The organism is Streptomyces sp. NPDC002156 (assembly GCF_053593675.1).
The window spans coordinates 16,225-34,498 of record NZ_JBSFDA010000011.1 but is presented as its reverse complement, the minus strand read 5'-3'; the positions used below and the strand labels follow the sequence as shown (position 1 = coordinate 34,498).

At 70.3% G+C, this 18,274-nt stretch carries 15 protein-coding genes; 9 read left to right on the top strand and 6 right to left on the bottom strand.

The genetic code is table 11. The features are described from left to right. The first annotated feature begins 63 nt into the window (after positions 1-63). The 4 genes from ACWCRB_RS07640 to ACWCRB_RS07625 all read left to right on the top strand — a co-directional run bounded on the left by ACWCRB_RS07640 (position 64) and on the right by ACWCRB_RS07625 (position 4,428). Positions 64-1,257 carry an amidohydrolase family protein gene (locus ACWCRB_RS07640; RefSeq protein ID WP_450995157.1) on the top strand — a complete coding sequence of 398 codons (1,194 nt, stop codon included), beginning with the start codon at positions 64-66 and terminating at the stop codon, positions 1,255-1,257. Next, entirely contained in the window at positions 1,257-2,387 is a 1,131-nt protein-coding gene (locus ACWCRB_RS07635) for an acyl-CoA dehydrogenase family protein (protein ID WP_450995156.1), read from the top strand. Before ACWCRB_RS07640 ends, ACWCRB_RS07635 begins: the two co-directional genes overlap by 1 nt. Positions 2,388-2,395: 8 nt before the next feature. Continuing rightward, on the top strand, positions 2,396-3,298 hold the full coding sequence (locus tag ACWCRB_RS07630) for an acyl-CoA dehydrogenase family protein (RefSeq protein ID WP_450995155.1): 903 nt from the start codon (positions 2,396-2,398) through the stop codon (positions 3,296-3,298). 536 nt (positions 3,299-3,834) lie between these two features. Then, positions 3,835-4,428, top strand: a complete 594-nt coding sequence (locus ACWCRB_RS07625; RefSeq protein ID WP_450995154.1) for an ATP-binding protein — start codon at positions 3,835-3,837, stop codon at positions 4,426-4,428. A 375-nt stretch (positions 4,429-4,803) separates the two neighbouring features. Here ACWCRB_RS07625 and ACWCRB_RS07620 read toward each other — a convergent pair whose 3' ends face one another. Then, positions 4,804-5,739 (bottom strand): cyclase family protein, encoded by a 936-nt coding sequence (locus tag ACWCRB_RS07620; protein ID WP_450995153.1) that lies wholly within the window; start codon positions 5,737-5,739, stop codon positions 4,804-4,806. Positions 5,740-5,845: 106 nt separating this feature from the next. On the opposite strand from ACWCRB_RS07620, the gene ACWCRB_RS07615 reads away from it, so the two are divergent. From ACWCRB_RS07615 to ACWCRB_RS07605, 3 genes are all read left to right on the top strand, one after another. Next, entirely contained in the window at positions 5,846-6,763 is a 918-nt protein-coding gene (locus ACWCRB_RS07615) for an SDR family NAD(P)-dependent oxidoreductase (RefSeq protein ID WP_450995152.1), read from the top strand. Positions 6,764-6,872: 109 nt separating this feature from the next. After that, the gene (locus ACWCRB_RS07610; RefSeq protein WP_450995151.1) at positions 6,873-8,045 is read left to right on the top strand and encodes an acyl-CoA dehydrogenase family protein; all 1,173 of its coding nucleotides are present in this window, start codon (positions 6,873-6,875) and stop codon (positions 8,043-8,045) included. Then, positions 8,045-9,094, top strand: coding sequence for a Zn-dependent alcohol dehydrogenase (locus ACWCRB_RS07605; protein ID WP_450995150.1), 1,050 nt, complete (start codon positions 8,045-8,047; stop codon positions 9,092-9,094). Before ACWCRB_RS07610 ends, ACWCRB_RS07605 begins: the two co-directional genes overlap by 1 nt. Before the next feature lie 1,300 nt (positions 9,095-10,394). Here the strand turns inward: ACWCRB_RS07605 and ACWCRB_RS07600 are convergent. Next, positions 10,395-11,492 (bottom strand): GlxA family transcriptional regulator, encoded by a 1,098-nt coding sequence (locus ACWCRB_RS07600; protein WP_450995149.1) that lies wholly within the window; start codon positions 11,490-11,492, stop codon positions 10,395-10,397. Positions 11,493-11,563: 71 nt separating this feature from the next. On the opposite strand from ACWCRB_RS07600, the gene ACWCRB_RS07595 reads away from it, so the two are divergent. Then, entirely contained in the window at positions 11,564-12,898 is a 1,335-nt protein-coding gene (locus ACWCRB_RS07595) for an MFS transporter (protein ID WP_450995148.1), read from the top strand. Between the two features lie 29 nt (positions 12,899-12,927). Here ACWCRB_RS07595 and ACWCRB_RS07590 read toward each other — a convergent pair whose 3' ends face one another. Both ACWCRB_RS07590 and ACWCRB_RS07585 read right to left on the bottom strand, forming a co-directional pair. Continuing rightward, positions 12,928-13,674, bottom strand: a complete 747-nt coding sequence (locus ACWCRB_RS07590) for a nucleotidyltransferase domain-containing protein (protein ID WP_450995147.1) — start codon at positions 13,672-13,674, stop codon at positions 12,928-12,930. 142 nt (positions 13,675-13,816) lie between these two features. Next, positions 13,817-14,509 (bottom strand): flavin reductase family protein, encoded by a 693-nt coding sequence (locus tag ACWCRB_RS07585; protein ID WP_450995146.1) that lies wholly within the window; start codon positions 14,507-14,509, stop codon positions 13,817-13,819. 158 nt (positions 14,510-14,667) lie between these two features. Here ACWCRB_RS07585 and ACWCRB_RS07580 point away from each other — a divergent pair, with 158 nt between their 5' ends. Then, positions 14,668-15,147: a hypothetical protein gene (locus ACWCRB_RS07580; RefSeq protein WP_450995145.1), complete on the top strand. Its 480-nt coding sequence runs from the start codon at positions 14,668-14,670 to the stop codon at positions 15,145-15,147. A gap of 7 nt (positions 15,148-15,154) precedes the next feature. Here the strand turns inward: ACWCRB_RS07580 and ACWCRB_RS07575 are convergent, their stop codons facing one another. Continuing rightward, positions 15,155-15,973, bottom strand: coding sequence for an enoyl-CoA hydratase/isomerase family protein (locus ACWCRB_RS07575; RefSeq protein WP_450995144.1), 819 nt, complete (start codon positions 15,971-15,973; stop codon positions 15,155-15,157). A 28-nt stretch (positions 15,974-16,001) separates the two neighbouring features. After that, positions 16,002-18,263, bottom strand: a complete 2,262-nt coding sequence (locus tag ACWCRB_RS07570; RefSeq protein ID WP_450995143.1) for an acetate--CoA ligase family protein — start codon at positions 18,261-18,263, stop codon at positions 16,002-16,004. Positions 18,264-18,274: the final 11 nt, after the last annotated feature.

The window sequence follows — 18,274 nt, the reverse complement described above, 5'->3', positions numbered from 1 at the left end:
GGTCCGTCAGATAATCAAGACGGTATCCGAGGCAGCCACCCATCGGCCAGGCGGAGGGGACCCATGACCGAACTGCCCCGCATCATCAGCGTCGACGACCACGTGATCGAACCCGCGCACCTCTTCGAGACCTGGCTGCCGGCCAAGTACCGAGACAAGGGGCCGAAGCCCTTCACCGCCGGAATCGGTGAACTCGCCTACGTGGGCGGCAAGTACAGGTTCACGACCGACCCCGAGGGGCAGATCACCGACTGGTGGGAGTACGAGGGGCTGCTCTTCCCGTACAAGCGGATCATCGCGGCCGTCGGCTTCTCCCGGGACGAGATGACCCTCGACGGCATCACGCGCGAGCAGATGCGACGCGGCTGCTGGGACCCGAAGGCCCGCCTCGCGGACATGGACCTCAACCACGTCGAGGGCTCCCTCTGCTTCCCCACCTTCCCCCGCTTCTGCGGGCAGACCTTCGCCGAGGCCGAGGACAAGGAGGTCGCGCTGGCCTGCGTGCGCGCCTACAACGACTGGATGGTGGAGGAGTGGTGCGGCGACAGCGGCGGCCGGCTCATCCCGCTGTGCCTGATCCCGCTGTGGGACGTCGAGTTGGCGGTCGCGGAGATCCGGCGCAACGCCGAACGCGGGGTACGGGCCGTGACGTTCTCCGAGATCCCGACCTACCTCGGGCTGCCGTCGATCCACTCCGGCTACTGGGACCCCTTCTTCGCGGCCTGCGAGGAGACCGGGACAGTCGTCAACATGCACATCGGCAGCAGCAGCCAGATGCCCGCCGCCTCCCCGGACGCCCCGCCGGCCGTACAGGCCTCGCTGAGCTTCAACAACGCGATGGCGTCGATGATGGACTTCCTCTTCTCCGGCGTGCTGGTGAAGTTCCCAGCGCTCAAACTCGCGTACAGCGAAGGGCAGATGGGCTGGATCCCGTACGCCCTGGAACGCGCCGACGACGTGTGGGAGGAGCACCGCGCCTGGGGCGGGGTCCGGGATCTGATCCCGGAGCCGCCCTCGACGTACTACTACCGGCAGATGTTCTGCTGCTTCTTCCGCGACAAGCACGGCGTCGCCTCGATCGACGTCGTCGGCCGGGACAACGCCACCTTCGAGACCGACTACCCGCACGTCGACTCGACCTTCCCGCACACCAAGGAAGTCGCCCTCGACCATGTGAAGGGCCTCGACGACGAGACCGTCTACAAGCTGATGCGCGGCAACGCGATCCGGATGCTCGGCCTCGACCTGGACAAGTAGTGGACCTCTCCGACACTCCCCAAGAGGCGGAATTCCGGGCGAGGTTGAGGGAGTGGCTGGCGAAGGCGCTCCCCTCCCTCCCCGCGAAGCCCTCACCCGACGACTGGCCCGGGCGGCGCGCGTACGACCTCGGCTGGCAGCGGACGCTGTACGACGCCGGGTACGGCGAGGTCCACTGGGGCGCCGACCCCGCCGTACGGATGATCTTCCTGGAGGAGACCGAGAAGGCCGGCGCGCCTTACGTGGGCGCCAACTTCGTCGGGCTGCTGCACGCCGGGCCGACCGTCGCCGCCGAGGGGAGCGAGGAGCAGAAGGCGCGTTGGCTGCCGGCCGTGCTGCGCGGCGAGGAGGTCTGGTGCCAGGGGTTCAGCGAGCCGGACGCCGGTTCGGACCTCGCGGCGCTGCGCACGCGTGCGTGGCGCGACGGCGACGAGTACGTGGTGAGCGGCGCCAAGATCTGGACCTCGCACGCCGAAGTCGCCGACTGGTGCGAGCTGTTGGTGCGGACCGACCCCGACGCGCCGAAGCACCGCGGGATCACCTGGCTCGCCATGCCCATGGACGCGCCGGGCATCACCGTACGGCCGCTGCGCACGCTCGCCGGGTCGAACGAGTTCGCCGAGGTCTTCCTCGACGAGGTCCGGGTGCCCGTCGCCAACCGGGTCGGCGAGGAGAACGACGGCTGGCGCGTGACCATGGTGACGCTGTCCTTCGAGCGCGGTACGGCGTTCGTGGGGGAAGTGGTCGCCTGTCGCCGCGTGCTGGGTGAACTCGCCCTGGCCGCACGGGAGAACGGGCGCTGGGAGGATCCCGTACTGCGGCGGCGACTCGGTCGGCTGAACGCCGAGTTCCGGGCGCTGTGGCGGCTGACGCAATGGAACGTCAGCGAGGCGAGCGAGGGAGTGCCCGGGGTCGGCGGGTCGGTGTTCAAGCTGCGGTACTCGCACGCCCGGCAGGAGTTGTATGAGGCGGCGGCGGAGGTCCTGGGGGACTGGGCGGCGCTGGATCTCGAACGGCCCTGGGTGCTGGACCGGTTGTCCTCTCTCTCGTACACCATCGCCGCAGGCACCTCCCAGATCCAGCACAACATCCTTGCCGAACGCGTTCTCGGGCTGCCGAAAGGGCGGTGACCTCGCACATGCGGTTCCAACTCACCGAAGACCAGCGGGCGTTGCGGGAGGGCGTACGGGGGCTGCTGGCGGGGCGCTTCGGGCGCGAGCGGCTCAGGGCGGCCATGGAGGGCGCACCTGACCTCGACCGGGAGCTGTGGCGGGAGTTGGGGGCCGCCGGGTTCTTCTCGCTGCGGCTGCCCGAGGCGGCGGGCGGGGTCGGACTCGGGCTGCCCGAGGCGGTGTTGGCGTTCGAGGAGGCGGGGCGCGTACTGCTGCCCGGACCGCTCATCGCCACCCATCTCGCGGCGGGCGTCGTGCCGGGCGCGGCGACGGGGGAGACGGTGGTCACCGTCGTCGACGGGGGCGGGGTGATGGAGTGGCTGGCGGCGGCCGATGCCGTACAAGGGGATGCCGGAGGGGCGGTCCCCGTGCGGTCGGTGGATCCGCTCACGCCCCTGCACCGGGTCGCCGCCGATCCGGACTCCCCGTCGGACGGTGGCGGTACGGACGTACTCCTGGCCTCTCTCCTCACCGCCGCCGAGCAGCTCGGCACCGCCGCCCGGGTGTGCGAGCTGGCCGTGCAACATGCTCGGACCCGTGAGCAGTTCGGGCGGCCGATCGGGGCCTTCCAGGCGGTGCAGCATCTGTGTGCCGGGATGCTGGTGCGGGTCGAGGTGGCGCGGGCGGCGGTGTACGCGGCGGCCGTCACCGTCGACCCGGCGGACGTCGCGGCGGCCCGGCTGCTCGCCGACGAGGCCGCCGTACGCGGGGCCCGCGACTGCCTCCAGGTACACGGAGGGATGGGCTTCACCTGGGAATCGGACGTCCATCTGTATCTGAAACGGGCCTGGGTACGGGCCCGGCGCCCCGGTTCGGTGACGGAGTGTGAGGAGTTGCTCGCTGCTGAGTTACTGGCCGGGGTGTCGTGACGGGGCCAGGAACCCGGGCCGGAGCTGGGGTCGGTCGACGGTGGCCGGATTCATGTCATGGATCGTGGCGTAATGGAAGTGTGATGAAAGTGTGCGGTAGTTACTGAGCGTCGATACCGGGTTGTGTCCTTCGCGGGACTCGTCACGGCCCGGAGTCGTGTGTTCGCTCCGGTACCTTCTGTGGGATGCGAGCGGTTCCGAGGTCGAGCCATCCCGGTGTTGCCCCTGAGGCGGCCCCGGATCCGGCAGTGCGCGCCGCTCGCGGGGCGGGTCGGAGTTCCGCGCCCGCTTGTTCGACTTCCCGTGACGAGCGTCGCACAGTATGCCGCAGGCGTACTCCTTCGCGTTGGAATATGCCCGAAGCGCTTGTTGGGGTGACTGTACGTCAACCATGCTTTCTCGTAAGGGACTCACGTTCCGTGATCCCTGATCTGGCCGTTGGCCCAACCGTTGTTCTGGGCATGCAGAAAATGGCTACGATCGTGGCCCTCGTGCGGCGCGGGGCGATGTGTCCGCCGGTTCGGATGGTGTGAGCGGTGCAGGTGCTTCAAGTGCAGCTGGAGATCCGGCCCGACCCCACGGAGGTGGGGCGGGCCCGGAGATGGGCGCGGTCACGGCTTGCCGGGTCCGGGGTCGCGGACGACGAGCCGCTGGCCGAGACGCTGATCCTCCTTGTCTCCGAGCTGGTCACCAACGCGGTGGTGCACACCGGGTGTCCGGCGGTGCTGCGGCTGTCCTTCCAGGGCGCGCCGGGTGTCTCCGGTGCGCAGGGGATGCAGGGGGCGGTGGCCGGCGGGTTCGTCCGGCTGGAGGTCGCCGACCTGAGCCCCTGTCCGCCCGCGCCCCGGCATGCCGACGGTGACGAGACCAATGGACGCGGCCTGGAACTGGTCGACGGGCTCGCCGACCGCTGGGGGTGGAGCCCCGAGAGCGTCGGCAAGCGCATCTGGTGCGAGCTGGACCGATGTCCGGCCCCTCAGGCGCCGTACGGAGGCGGGAGTGGGAGCACGGCGGCGGCCACGGCATCGGCTACGGCTTCCGCCACGGCCACGGTCGCGACCAGGGCTTCGGCTTCGACTTCGGTCACCGCTTCCGCGTACGGGGGCATGGCGGCGTACGAAGCCGTGTGACGTCTGCGTCCGTGGCCTGTTGACGCGGCGCTCGGCGGGGCACCGGTGCAGAAATGCCCGGTTTTCCGGCCGGGCGTGGTGCGGTGCGCCGGGGTGTGCCCCTGTGCGCGGTTGTCGCAAAAAGGGCGTAAGCGATAAATCCCCGAACGGGTGTTGACGTGACGTGACCACTTGAACACGCTTGTGTTCAGCGCGATTCGCCGTGAGGGGACGGCGAGGGTTTCGGTGACGGGGGCCCTCGGCGAGTGCGGATCGCGATTCGGCGTCGGCCCCCTCAGGGGCAAGGGGGCGGGGTGGGAACGCCGAAGGCGGGTGGCGGCGCGCGATGCCGTACTTGGGGTGGGCAGTGGCGCGCCGCCGGCCGGCCAGCGGGGGCTAGAGGATCGCCACGGGTGCGACGGGGCTGCCCGTGGCGCCCGTGAACGGTTCCGGGGTCGCCGACAGCAGGAACTCATAGCGGTTCTCTTGTCCACAGGCTGTGGACAACTTTTCGAGATTCCAGTTCTGGCCCTGTGGCATCCCCATCTCCACCAGGTCGAGCGCGTGTACGGGCATCCAGAGATCCTCCGACTCCGGCGGAAATATCTCAAAGGTGAGTGTGTCGTTCGCGACCGCCGCGACGTCCCGCGCGTGGAACCACTCCGGCGTACGGAGCGACAGCCCGGGCGAGGGGTACGTGTACCCGTGCTTGTCCCCGGCCAGGTACACCTGCATCTGCCCGGTCCTTACGAGCACGATGTCACCGGCTCGTACGCGCGTTCCGGCGAGTTCCTCCGCCGCGTCCAGGTCCTCCGGGGTGACCGCGTGCCCCCCGTCCAGCCGGTCGACACCCCGCGCGCGGGCCACGTCCAGCAGCACCCCGCGCGAGACGACGTGCCGAGCCTTGTCGACGCCGGCGAACTCGGCGCCGGAATGGGCCGTGATGCTGCTCGCCGGGCGGCCGTTGTAGAGCTTCCCGGAGTGGGAGGCGTGGGCGAGGGCGTCCCAGTGGGTGCCCGCCTGGAGCCCCAGGGTCACGATGTCGTCGCTGGTCGCGACGGTTCCGCCGCCCGGCGGCCCGAACAGCTCCTGGTTGATCTGGATCATCGCGTGTACGGGGTTCAGCCGGCCCGGAATCGCGCCGGTCTGGACGCCGTCCTGCTGGAGGGGGAGGGCGAGCGGGACGCGTTGGCCCGTGCGGACGGTGGCGGCGGCCTCGCGGACGACCTGGTCGGTGATGAGGTTGAGGGTGCCGATCTCGTCGGCGTCCCCCCAACGCCCCCAGTTGTTCACGCGTTTGGCGATGGCGTGGAACTCGGCCGGCAATGACATGAGTCCGGTTCCTTCCTGGAGTCCGGTCGCTCCCGGGGCTTGCCTCCGGATGTCTGACGGGCCATAAAATCTAACGGTCCGTCAGAAACCGCGGGAAGGGGCCGGCATGGGGAACTTCTTGGCAGGCAAGGTGATCGCCGTGACCGGCGCGGGGCGGGGGATCGGCCGGGCTGTGGCGCTGGGTGCGGCGGCGGAGGGGGCGCGGGTCGTCGTCAACGACTACGGCGTCTCGATGGACGGTGCGTCCCCGACCAGCGAGGTCGCCGAGGGCGTCGTCAAGGAGATCGAGGCGGCGGGCGGGGACGCGGTCGCGGTGGCCGACGACGTCTCGACGATGGCTGGGGGCCAGCGAGTTGTCGACGTGGCGGTCTCTTCGTACGGGCGACTGGACGGTGTCGTCTGCGTCGCCGGGATCCTGCGCGAGCGGATGCTGTTCAACATGTCCGAGGAGGAGTGGGATCCGGTCGTCGCCACGCATCTGAAGGGCACGTTCACGGTGTTCCGGGCCGCGTCGGCGGTGATGCGGCAGCAGCGGGCGGGGACGCTGATCGGGTTCACCAGCGGCAACCATCAGGGGTCGGTGTCGCAGGCCAACTACAGCGCGGCCAAGGGCGGGATCATCTCGCTGGTGCGGAGCGCTGCGCTTGGCTTGCACAAGTACGGGGTGAGTGCGAACGCGGTTGCGCCTGTTGCTCGTACGCGGATGTCGGCCAACGTTCCTGTGGAGTTGGCGGAGATCGGGGAGCCGGAGGATGTGGCGGCTCTGGTGGTGTATTTGCTGTCCGATCGTGCGGCGGAGCAGGGGATTACTGGGCAGGTGTACACGGTTGCGGGGCCGAAGATCGCGGTTTGGGCGCAGCCGAAGGAGTTGCGGGCGGCGTATGCGTCTGACTCCGGGGGGTGGACGCCGGAGCGGATTGCGGAGTTTCTGCCGGGATCTGTGGGGGTGGATCCGATGCCGATGCTTTTGCAGTTGGAGCGGATGGAGAAGGCGGCGCGGGACGGATCGCGGCCGAACGCCTAGTAGCTCGGGTGCGTGTGTTGTTTGGCGGGTGCGGGTGCGTTGTGGCTGGTCGCGCAGTTCCCCGCGCCCCTAGGAAAGACATCGCGACCTGCGTTGAGAGGTGAGGTCTGTGGACTTTGGGTTCAGCGCCGTTGATGAGGAGTTTCGCGCGGAAGCTCGGGGGTGGCTTTGTGCGCATGTTGATGGGGCCGGTGATCGGCGGGCCTGGGAACGGGTGTTGGGGAAAGCCGGGTGGATCGGGCTCTCCTGGGGGGAAGAGGGGTACGGGAATCGCAGGCTCTGTCTGACTCAGCAGGTTGTCTGGGCCGAGGAGTATGCGCGGTCTGGGGCGCCTGTGCGGTCCGGGCATATTGGGGAGAATCTGCTCGCGCCTACGTTGCTCGCGCATGGGAGCGAGGAGCAGCGGGCGCGGTTTCTGCCGCCGGTTGCCGCCGGTGAGGAGTTGTGGTGTCAGGGGTACAGCGAGCCTGGCGCGGGGTCTGACCTTGCCGGGGTGAGTACGAAGGCCGAGCGTGCGTCCGACGGGACGTATCGGATCACCGGGCAGAAGATCTGGACCTCCCTTGCCCATGAGGCCGATTGGTGCTTCGTGCTCGCTCGTACGGAGGCGGGGTCGAGTCGGCATCACGGGCTTTCGTTTCTGCTCGTACCCATGGATCAGCCTGGGCGGATCGAGGTCCGGCCCATCCGGCAGATGACCGGGACCAGTGAGTTCAACGAGGTCTTCTTCGACGGGGCGCATGCGCGGGCGGAGCATGTTGTCGGGGGTGAGGGCGGCGGCTGGGGCGTCGCGATGAGTCTGCTCGGGTTCGAGCGGGGGGTGTCGACGCTGGCCCAACAGATCGGGTTCGCCGGGGAGTTGGGGCGCGTGGTGCGGGCGGCCGTCGACAGTGGCGCAGTGGCGGATCCCGTCGTACGGGAGCGACTCGTGCGGCAGTGGGCCGAGTTGCGGGTCATGCGGTGGAACGCCCTGCGGACGTTGGGGGGTTCGGCGGATGTCGGCGGCGCGGCGAGCGTGGCCAAGCTGCTGTGGGGCGGGTGGCATCAGCGGCTGGGGGAGCTGGCGATGCTGGTGCGGGGGGCGGCTGCGGGGGTGGGGCCGGTGGACTGGTCGGCCGAGGCACCGTACGAACTCGACGCCGCGCAGCACCTGTTCATGTTCTCCCGGGCCGACACGATCTACGGCGGCTCCGATCAGATCCAGCGCACGATCATCGCCGAGCGCGTGCTCGGTCTGCCCAGGGAATCCAGGGAATCCAAGGGAATCAAGGGGGTTGGCTGATGCGCGGGGTGCTGTTCGACGGGAAGCAGGTCCAGGTCGTCGACGATCTGGAGGTGCGGGATCCGGGGGCCGGGGAGGTGCTGGTCGCGATTGAGGCTGCCGGGTTGTGTCACAGCGATCTGTCCGTCGTCGACGGGACCATTCCCTTTCCCGTTCCTGTCGTGCTCGGGCACGAGGGGGCGGGGGTGGTGGAGGCCGTCGGGGACGGTGTCACGCATGTCGTGCCCGGGGATCACGTGGCCCTGTCGACGCTCGCCAACTGCGGTGCGTGCGCGGAGTGCGACCGGGGGCGGCCGACCATGTGCCGGCAGGCGATCGGGCGGCCCGGGCGGCCGTTCACCCGGGGTGGGCGGCCGGTGTTCCAGTTCGCGTCCAACTCCGCCTTCGTGGAACGGACGGTGGTGAAGGCCGTGCAGGCGGTGCGGATCCCGAAGGACATCCCCATGACCTCCGCCGCGCTCATCGGGTGCGGGGTGCTGACCGGGGTGGGTGCCGTGCTCAACCGGGCCCGGGTCGATCGTGGGGACACGGTCGTGGTGATCGGTACGGGTGGGGTCGGGCTGAACGTTCTGCAGGGGGCGCGGATCGCGGGGGCCCTGCGGATCGTCGCCGTGGACGCGAATCCGGCGAAGGAGGAAGTGGCTCGGCGGTTCGGCGCGACCCACTTCCTGACGTCCACGGAGGGGGTACGGGAGGTTCTGCCGCCGGGTGCCGACCATGTGTTCGAGTGCGTGGGGCGCGTGGAACTCGTACGGCAGGCCATCGATCTGCTCGACCGGCACGGCCAGGCGGTGCTGCTCGGCGTACCGCCCGCCACCGCCGAGGCGTCCTTCCTCGTCTCGTCGATGTACCTGGACAAGTCGATCCTGGGCTGCCGGTACGGGTCCTCGCGGCCCCAGCGGGACATCGCGCTGTACGCCGAGCTGTACCGCGAAGGGCGGCTGCTGCTCGACGAGTTGGTGACCGAGACGTATCCGGTCGAGGACTTCGAGAAGGCGGTGGGGGACGCGGAGGCGGGGCGGGTGGCTCGGGGGGTGCTGACGTTCTGACTCGGAGGTTGGATGGTTCTGAGTGGGGCATGCCAGGAGTTGTCCACAGGCGCCGGAAATCCCCTGGGGTGTTGTCGGTCCCGACCTTTACCTTCGGCCCATGAGCTATCGCGACGTCGCCTCGAAGCAGATCCTGATCTGGGCCTGCACCTCCGTCGGCGCGCGTGTGCCGGTGGCCATGGCTCCGCTGGCCCTGGTCTTCCTGGTGCGCGAACGCCCGGGCGGCTATGCCCTGGGCGCGGCACTCGCCGCCGCGTTCGTGATCGGGGAGATGATCGGCGCCCCGGTCGTCGGCCTGCGGCTGCGTCCTGACCGGGCCCGGCCTCAGCTTGCCGTGGCGCTCGCGGCCGGGACCGCCGGATTCGTGGGGCTCGGGGTGTTGCCGGGGGCGCATCCCGTGGTCCTCGCCGCGTTCGCGTTCCTGGCCGGTGGCGCTCCGGCGGCGGTCGCCGGCGGGCTGCGCGCGATGCTCACGACCCTGGTCCCGGCGCGTGCCGTGACGCAGGCGCTGTCCACCGAGTCGATGCTGAACTCGGGCATATGGGCCGTCTCCCCGGCCGCCGTCACCGGCCTCGCACTGGGCGTGGCACCGCGCGTCCCGCTGCTCCTCGCCGCCGCGCTGATGGCGTCGTCGATCGTGGGCCTGTGGCTGCTTCCGGCGGGTTGGGCGGCGCCCGACGAACACCGGACGGAGGGCAAGGGGAAGGGGCGGGGGAGGGGGCCTTCGCTGCTGGGGCTGCTGGTCGCCGCCTGGCCGGTGTACGTCACGGGTGCGGCCGGGCTCACCCTGCTCGGCCTGGCCGAACTCGTCCTGCCCGCGCTTCTCGAACAGCGCGGCATCGGGGTGGGCTGGTCCGGCCCGATACTGACGGGACTGGCGGTCGGCGCGGGGCTCGGTGCCTTCCTCTACGGCGTCCGGGCCTGGCCGGGGCGGCTGCGCACCCGCAGCGCGGTGCTGATCGGCGGTATGTCGGTCTGTGTGACCGCCGCCGCGCTGATACCGCACACGGCCGGGATCGCCGCCGCGCTGGCCCTGGGCGGCATGCTCCAGTCGGGCGCGCTGGTCACCCGCAACCTGTCCCTGCGCGAGGCGCTTCCGGCGAATGCCCTGGCCGCGGGCTACTCGGTCATGTACGCGGCTGCCAGCGCGGGTTACGCGGCGGCGGGCTCGCTCGCGGGCGCCCTCCTCCAGGTGACGGCACCGTCCACGGCCGTCCTGGCGGGCGTGGCCCTGACGCTGGTGCTGACGGCCGTCGGATGGTGGGGCGAGATCCGCTCCGGTGAGAGTTCGGCGCGGGTCTCAGCGCAGGGCGTCGACAGCGTCGGGGCCGCCGACACTGCTGGACCGGCCGGCGATCCGGTCGCTCGCGGACGTCCTGACGCCTCCGGACCGGAAGGTACGGCGATACGCGGTCGGTGTGACGCCGAGGATCGCCTGTAGATGCTGCCGCATCGACTGGGCCGTGCCGAAGCCCGCGTCCCGGGCCACCTGGTCGACGGACAGGTCGGTGGACTCCAGGAGATGCCTGGCCCGTTCCACCCGCTGCTGGGTGAGCCACTGGCCGGGGCTGACGCCCACCTCCTCACGGAACCGGCGCGTGAACGTCCGTACCGACATCGATTCCTGCTCGGCCATGTCGCGCAGCTGGAGCGGTTCGTGGAGGCGGCCAAGGGCCCAGGCGCGGGCGGCGGTCGTGGTGGCCAACTGGGGTGCCGGTACCGGGCGTTGGATGTACTGGGCCTGCCCGCCGTCGCGGTGCGGCGGTACGACCGTACGGCGGGCCACCTCGTTGGCGACGGCGGCGCCGTGGTCGCGGCGGACCATGTGCAGGCACAGGTCGAGCCCGGCCGCGACGCCGGCCGAGGTCAGCACGTCGCCGTCGTCGATGAACAGGACGTCCGCGTCGACCTCGATCTGCGGGAAGGTCCGCTGGAAGTGCTCGGCGTCGGCCCAGTGCGTGGTGGCCGGGCGGCCGTCGAGGTGACCGGCGGCGGCGAGGACGTACACGCCGGTGCAGATGGAGGCGAGCCGGGTGCCGGGCCGGATGTGGGCGAGGGCGGCGGCCAGTTCGTCGGTCAGCACGCCCTCCTCGAAGACCGGGCCGAGTTCGTACGACGCCGGGACGATCACCGTGTCGGCGGTGGCAAGGGCCTCCGGGCCGTGGGCGACCTGGATGGCGAAGTCGGCGTCGGTCTCGACGAGGCCCGGCGGACGGATCGAGCAGGTCACGACCTCGTACAGGTGCCGGCCGCTGGCGTCCTTGGGGCGGCCGAAGATGCGGTGCGGGATGCCCAGCTCGAAGGGGAGCAGACCGTCGAGGGCGAGGACGACGACGCGGTGGGGCCGGAAGTCCGCGTTCTCTTGCGGACGGGGGGAGGCGATGGAGGTGCTGGCCATGGCCCGATCCTAGCGAATGCTGTCTCTCCGGCCACTCGTTCGGGGAGTTCGCAGGTCGGAAGCTTGACGGCGTGACGACGACAGAGACATCCGACGCCGCCGGTACAGCTGATTCCGCCAGTGATCTCCGAAAGCCCGGCCGAGCGCCGCGTCTCCGCATCCACAGGGCGTGGTTCGTCGCCGCCGTCGCCTTCGTGACGATCATCGGCGCCGCCGCCTTCCGCTCCCTGCCCGGCCTGCTCATCGACCCGCTGCACCAGGAGTTCGACTGGTCGCGCGGCACGATCGGCGCCGCCGTCTCCATCAACCTGGCGCTGTACGGGCTGACGGCGCCGTTCGCCGCCGCGCTGATGGACAGGTTCGGCATCCGGCGGGTCGTCGCGGTGGCCCTCGCGGTCATCGCGCTGGGCTCGGGCCTGACCGTGTGGATGACGGCGGCCTGGCAACTGATGCTGTGCTGGGGCCTGTTGGTGGGCCTGGGCAGCGGTTCGATGGCGCTGGCCTTCGCGGCGACGGTCACCAACCGCTGGTTCACCGAGCGCCGGGGCCTGGTGACGGGCATCCTCACGGCCGCCTCGGCGTCCGGCCAGCTGATCTTCCTGCCACTGCTGTCGTGGATCATCGAGACGTACGACTGGCGCCCAGCGGCGGTCACGGTGTCCCTGGCGGCCCTGACGGTAGTCCCCTTCGTCTGGCTGCTCCTGCGCGACCACCCGGCGGACGTGGGCCTGAAGCCGTACGGGGCGCGGGAGTTCGTACCGAAGCCGGCCCCGGTGCAGGGCGCGGCGCGCCGCACGGTGAAGGTCCTCCTCTCGGCGATGCGCACGGGCCCGTTCTGGTTGTTGGCAGGCACGTTCGCGATCTGCGGAGCCTCCACCAACGGCCTGATCCAGACCCACTTCGTCCCCGCGGCCCACGACCACGGCATGCCGATAACGGCAGCCGCCTCCCTGCTGGCGGTGATCGGGGTCTTCGACGTGGTCGGCACGATAGCCTCCGGCTGGTTCACCGACCGCTACGAACCGCGCCGCCTCCTGGCGGTGTACTACGCGCTGCGCGGGGTCTCGCTCCTCTTCCTCCCGATGCTGCTGGCACCCTCGATCCACCCACCGATGATCTTCTTCATCGTCTTCTACGGCCTCGACTGGGTCGCCACGGTCCCACCCACCATCGCCCTGTGCCGCGAGCACTACGGCGACGACAGCGCGATCGTCTTCGGCTGGGTCCTGGCTTCGCATCAGGTGGGCGCGGCACTGGTGGCGTTCCTCGGGGGGATGGCACGGGATGTCTTCGGGTCGTACGACGTTGTTTGGTATGCGTCGGGGGCGTTGTGTGCGGCGGCGGCGTTGATGGCGTTGGTTATACGGAGGCGTGGGCCGGCCGGGGTGGCAGGAGCCCTGACCTGAGGGGTTCCGGCGGGGACCGCGACACCCCGTCAACGTCCGGGAGCAGCGGCAACCGGTTCAACGATGCCGTGCCAGGTCCGGCGGTAGCCCTCTCGAAGAGGCCCGCCGACCAGGTCGAGGATCTCCATGGCTGCGTCGATCAGGCGCTCGGGGTCTCCCGACTCGCACAGGTGCAGGTGCCCTTCCAGCAGGGTGGCCCCACGCTCCGCGTCCGCCTCCAGAAGGCGTCGCGGCAACCACTTCCCGCGACCGATCCAGGCGTGCTGGTGGTCGCAGAGCAGGTCGGCCGCTGTGTCGAGAACGAACCCGGCCACTGCCAGCCGCTCCAGGCGGTCGCCCGCGTCAGCGAGATCGTCCAGCGCGTCCGTCAGCCCGTACCTCTTCGTCTCGACCGTCTCCGGTTCCAGCGCCGGCGGCCCCTTTCGGAGTTCCGCTCCGGCCAGGGCACGCGCCCGCCCGGCCTCGCCGTTCGTGTCGACCAGGACGATCCCGGCGACATACATGCTGATCAGGACCGCACGACGTGCAGCGACGTCCGCCGCGAAGAGCTCTGCGAGACCGGCACGGGTGTGGACGAAGAGCTCCACGACACGTCCCTCGAACCGAATCGTCTCCCGGCACGTCTCGCCACCGTCTTCGACGAGGACCACAATGTCCAAGTCACTACGGGGAGTGGCCCGCCCGGCAGCCGTCGACCCGGCAAGGATCACGGCGAGCGCATCGGGGAAAAGGCCTTGGGCGAGACGTCGCGCTTGGTCGACGGGATCCGTGTTCATGACGAAATGGTTCCAGGATCCTTGACCAACAGCGACCGGGTTTTCCCTGCCCACGGAATGGTCGACCGGATCGGCACACGACCGTCTCATCCCCGGGTGAGGAACCGCTCCGGCCCCCTCCACGCGGCCCGTGCCGCGGAAGTCACGTCGCTGTGGAGGCTGGCGGCTGCCTGAGGGCGTCCTGGTCGTCATGGTCGTCATGGTCGTCCTCGAGTCGGGTGAACCGTCCGCGATGGAACAGCAGTGGGGGGTCCCCATCGTCGCCCGTCCCCAGTGCCTCCACCCGCCCCACGACGATCAAGTGATCGCCCCCCGTGTGCACCGCCTGGATCGTGCAGTCGATCCAGGCGGCGGCGCCCGCGAGGCGAGGGGAGCCTGAGACGGGCGTCGGCTCGTGGTCGACGCCCGCGAACTTGTCCGTGCCGCTCCTCGCGAAACCGCGGCACAACTCGCCCTGGTCGGCGCCCAGTACGTTGACGCAGAAGACGCCCGCGCGGGCGATGAGCGGCCATGTCCTCGACGTACGGCCGACCATGAAGACGACCAGGGGCGGGTCGAGGGAGAGGGCGGCGAAGGACTGGCAGGCGAAGCCGGCCGGGGTGGTCTCGCCTTCGGCGGGCGGGGCGGTGATGACCGTGACGCCGGTCGCGAAGTTGCCCAGTACGCGCCGGAATTCGGCCGGCGGGACCGGCGCTCGCTCGTCGTCACCGACCGCCCGTAAGTCCGGCCGGGGCAGCGCCTCGACGGGGGCCGCGGCCATGGGCGCCGCCGTGGGCGCGCCGACCGATCTGAGATAACGGACGGCAGCCGCCGCCATTCCCGCTTGTCCCAACATACGTTCCATTGGAACTGACGGATCGTCAGAAGTGAAGCCCTGTAAGGCAGTCGGCTCCCGGCGTAGTGCGGGCGGGAACGGGCGTGGGGCCGATGCCGCTGGCAATGTGTACGACGCGAAGAAGTTGGCACTGGTGATCAGGATTTGATCGGAGCCGCATGGACCACCACAACGACAACAACTGGAACCAGGAGGAGGGCGGAACCGCCGGCGTCCACGCGTTCCTCGCGGAGGTCGAAGCCTGCCACGACGAACTCAACCTGCTCACCGCGGAGATCCTGATGGACCTGGAATCCAACGGGGAGGTCGAGTTGCTGAGCCAGATACTCGTGACACGACAGAGGGATCGGTACGAACTGCTCTCCCAGCACCGATTCCACCGCAGCCTCGATTCATCGGAAGGCGGCGTCGGCGTGGCGGACATCTACGTGGCCCTCGTGATCGGCCCGGAGGACTGTGCCGTGGAGGCGGGTGTCGAGGTCGATCTGGACCAGGACCTGGGCACGATCCGCGCCGGAACCCGGACCCCGTACCACTGGCAGCGCGAGGGGATCCCGCTTGATCAGGCCTTCACCGTCTTCCGTGAGCAGAAACGAGCGCTCACGAAGCTGAAGGACCCCTTCACCACCGCTCCCTGAGAGACAGTCAACTCCCGCCGTAGCGCGGACTCCGCCGCTCCACGAAGCTCGCCACCCCTTCCCGTGCGTCCGCCGTCCCCATGTTGATCTCCTGGGCGGTGGCCTCGGCGGCGAAGGCCGACGCGCGGTCGCTGTCCAGGGAGGCGTTGATCAGCTGCTTCGTGAGGGCGAGGGTGCGGGTCGGGCCGGTGGCCAGGCGTTCCGCCCATTCTCGGGCCGTCTTGTGGAGGTCCTCGGCCGGCACGACCCGGTTGACCAGGCCCAGGCGTTCCGCGTCCGGGGCGGTCAGTGCGTCGCCGAAGAACATCAGCTCCTTCGCGCGCTGCGGGCCGATCAGGCGGGGGAGGAGGTATGCACCGCCGCCGTCGGGGACCAGGGCCCGGCGTACGAACACCTCTATGAAACGGGCCTGTTCGGCCGCCAGGACCAGGTCGCAGGCGAGCGCCAAGTGGGCGCCCAGGCCCGCCGCCGTGCCGTTCACCGCCGCTATCACCGGCTTCTCGCAGTCCAGGACCGATGCGATCAGGCGTTGAGCGCCCTGGCGGATGACCCGGGCCACGTCACCTGCGATCCGTTCGCCGGTCGGCTGTCCGCCTCCTCCCCGTAGGTCCGCGCCCGTGCAGAAGCCCCTGCCCGTGCCGGTGAGGACTACGGCTCGTACGGCGGGGTCGGCGGAGGCGTCCGAGAAGAGTTGGATCAGGTGTTCTCGCTGGTCAGGGGTGATGGCGTTGAGGGTTTCGGGGCGGTTGAGGGTGATCCACGAGACCTGGTTGTCAGTGGTGTGCAGTATCAATGACTCAATGGATTCTTCGGGGGAGGAAGTCATGGGTGTGCTGCTCCATTTCCTACGATGGCTAGGGCAGTGGCTGGTCGGCGTCCGGGTCCGGTCCCGGGCCGCACACCGCCAGCGCGTCCAGCGCCACCGCTCCCTGCCCCCTGGGCAGCACCATCAGCGGGTTGATGTCCAGCTCCGCCAGCTCGTCCCCGAGTTCCAGCGCCATGCGCTGCACCCGCATGACGACCTCGACGAGCGCGTCCAGGTCGGCCGGGGGGCGTCCCCGGACCCCGTCCAGCAGGGCCCGCCCGCGCAGCTCGGTCAGCATGTCCCGTGCCTGGTCGTCGCCGAAGGGCGGCACGCGTACGGCGGTGTCCCGCAGGACCTCGACCAGCACGCCGCCGAGTCCTACCGTCACCGTCGGCCCGAACAGGTCGTCGTGCGTGACGCCGACGACCATCTCGACGCCCCGCTCGACCATCTGGCACACGAGTACGCCGTCCAGGTCCACGCCCTCGTAGCGGGCGATGTCGGTCAGCTCGCGGTAGGCGTCGCGGACCTGGCTTGCCGAGGTCAGCCCGATCTTCACCAGGCCGAGCTCCGTCTTGTGGGCGATCTGGCCGCCCGACGCCTTCATCACCACCGGGTAGCCCACCAGCCCCGCCGCCCGGACGGCCGCCGCCGCGCTGGTCACCAACTGCTCGCGCGGCACCCGGATTCCGTACGCGCGCAGCAGCAGCTTGGCCGCGTGCTCGCTCAGCGCCTGACCAGGCCGCATCAGCGCCCGCGCCTTGCGGAAACTGGGCGACGGGGTGCGCGGGGCCTCGTCGAAGGGGGAGCGGTAGGAAGCGGTGAAGCGGGCGTGGTCGAGGTGGGCCCGGACCGCCGTCACGCAGTTCGCGAAGGTACGGAAGGTGGCCACGCGGGAGGAGCCGAGCAGGGTCTCGCGGTACGCCGCCTCCGTGCCGACCGGCGACCCCCAGATCACGCACACCAGCTTGTCCGTCTGCTCGGCCGCCTCCACGAGGTCCCGCGCGAGCTTGTCGCTCATCGGGGGGAAGGGGCCGGTGATCGGACAGACCAGGACGCCCACCTCGGGGTCGGCGAGGATCGCGTCGATGATCTTCCGGCCGCGCCAGTCGCCGACCGGATGCCCGCCGCTGTCGACGGGGTTGGCCACGTTGAGGTAGCCGGGTATCCACTCGTGCAGCTCGGCCTGCTTGGCGGTGGAGAGCGTCGGCAGGTGCAGGCCGGCTTCCGTCGCCAGGTCCGCGAAGTGCGCGCCCGTGCCGCCCGAGATCGAATAGACGGCGACCCCGTCGGCGAGCGGGGGGCGGGCGCGGGCCAACAGGGCTGAGGTGTCCTGGAGTTGGTCGAGTCCGTCGACGCGGATCACCCCGTACTGCCGCATCGCCGCGTCCACCACCGTGTCGGCGCCGGTCAGTTTGCCGGTGTGGGAGGCGGCGGTGCGGGCGCCTGTCTCGGTGCGGCCCACCTTGACGGCGACGACCGGGACTCCGCGCCGGGCGGCCCGGTCGGCGGCCAGGAGAAAGGAGCGGCCGTCCTTCAGGCCCTCGACGTAGCAGGCGATGGCACCCACCTCGGGCTGCTCGGAGAAGTACGAGATGAAATCGGCGGTCTCCAGATCGGCCTCGTTGCCGGTGGGGGCCCAGTGGGAGAGGCGGATGCCGAGTTCCTGGAGGGCGAAGACGGGCCGGCCCTGGTGGCCGGACTGGGTGATCAGGGCGATCGCCGGGCCGTCGAGGTCCTCGCGGAAGTGCTCGAAGGCGTTGAGGTTGGTGTTCGGGCCGAGGAGACGGAGACCGGAGCGGCGTACGGCGGCCGTCAGTCGGGCCTGTGCCTCCGCGCCCGCCTCGCCCGCCTCCGCGAACCCCGAGGCGAACGCGACGGCGAACTTCACCTTGGCCTCGGCGAGTTGCTCCACCACGGGAAGGGGATCGGCGACCAGGAGTACGGCGAGATCGACCTGCTCGGGCAGGTCCGCGACGGAAGGGAAGCAGGGTATGCCGAAGACGGCCTCGCGGGTCGGGTGCACCGGGTGCAGCCGGGCACCGACCCGCTCGGCCCACGCCAGCAACTGGCGGGTGATACCGGTGTTCGGCCGCCCCTCGGCGTCCGAGGCACCGACGACCGCCAGGGACTCGGGCCGGAAGAAGCGGTCGAGATCGGGCACGCCGGCGTACAGCGGCCGGCCGCCGACGTCGAGATCGTCGACGTCGGCGGGCCTGCCGTGCACGACCGGCGAGGGCTGCTCGCCGCAGGCGATGACCCGGGCCCGGCGGGAGTCGGTGGTGAGGGTGCCGTGGGTTGATCCAAGCATCGGTCCGCCCG

Bases quoted from the DNA above. Each gene is read 5' to 3' on its own strand.
- ACWCRB_RS07585 (WP_450995146.1), bottom strand. From the start codon at position 14,509: ATGTTGGGACAAGCGGGAATGGCGGCGGCTGCCGTCCGTTATCTCAGA.
- ACWCRB_RS07600 (WP_450995149.1), bottom strand. From the start codon at position 11,492: ATGGCCAGCACCTCCATCGCCTCCCCCCGTCCGCAAGAGAACGCGGAC.
- ACWCRB_RS07575 (WP_450995144.1), bottom strand. From the start codon at position 15,973: ATGACTTCCTCCCCCGAAGAATCCATTGAGTCATTGATACTGCACACC.
- ACWCRB_RS07640 (WP_450995157.1), top strand. From the start codon at position 64: ATGACCGAACTGCCCCGCATCATCAGCGTCGACGACCACGTGATCGAA.
- ACWCRB_RS07615 (WP_450995152.1), top strand. From the start codon at position 5,846: ATGGGGAACTTCTTGGCAGGCAAGGTGATCGCCGTGACCGGCGCGGGG.
- ACWCRB_RS07605 (WP_450995150.1), top strand. From the start codon at position 8,045: ATGCGCGGGGTGCTGTTCGACGGGAAGCAGGTCCAGGTCGTCGACGAT.
- ACWCRB_RS07630 (WP_450995155.1), top strand. From the start codon at position 2,396: ATGCGGTTCCAACTCACCGAAGACCAGCGGGCGTTGCGGGAGGGCGTA.
- ACWCRB_RS07620 (WP_450995153.1), bottom strand. From the start codon at position 5,739: ATGTCATTGCCGGCCGAGTTCCACGCCATCGCCAAACGCGTGAACAAC.
- ACWCRB_RS07590 (WP_450995147.1), bottom strand. From the start codon at position 13,674: ATGAACACGGATCCCGTCGACCAAGCGCGACGTCTCGCCCAAGGCCTT.
- ACWCRB_RS07580 (WP_450995145.1), top strand. From the start codon at position 14,668: ATGGACCACCACAACGACAACAACTGGAACCAGGAGGAGGGCGGAACC.
- ACWCRB_RS07570 (WP_450995143.1), bottom strand. From the start codon at position 18,263: ATGCTTGGATCAACCCACGGCACCCTCACCACCGACTCCCGCCGGGCC.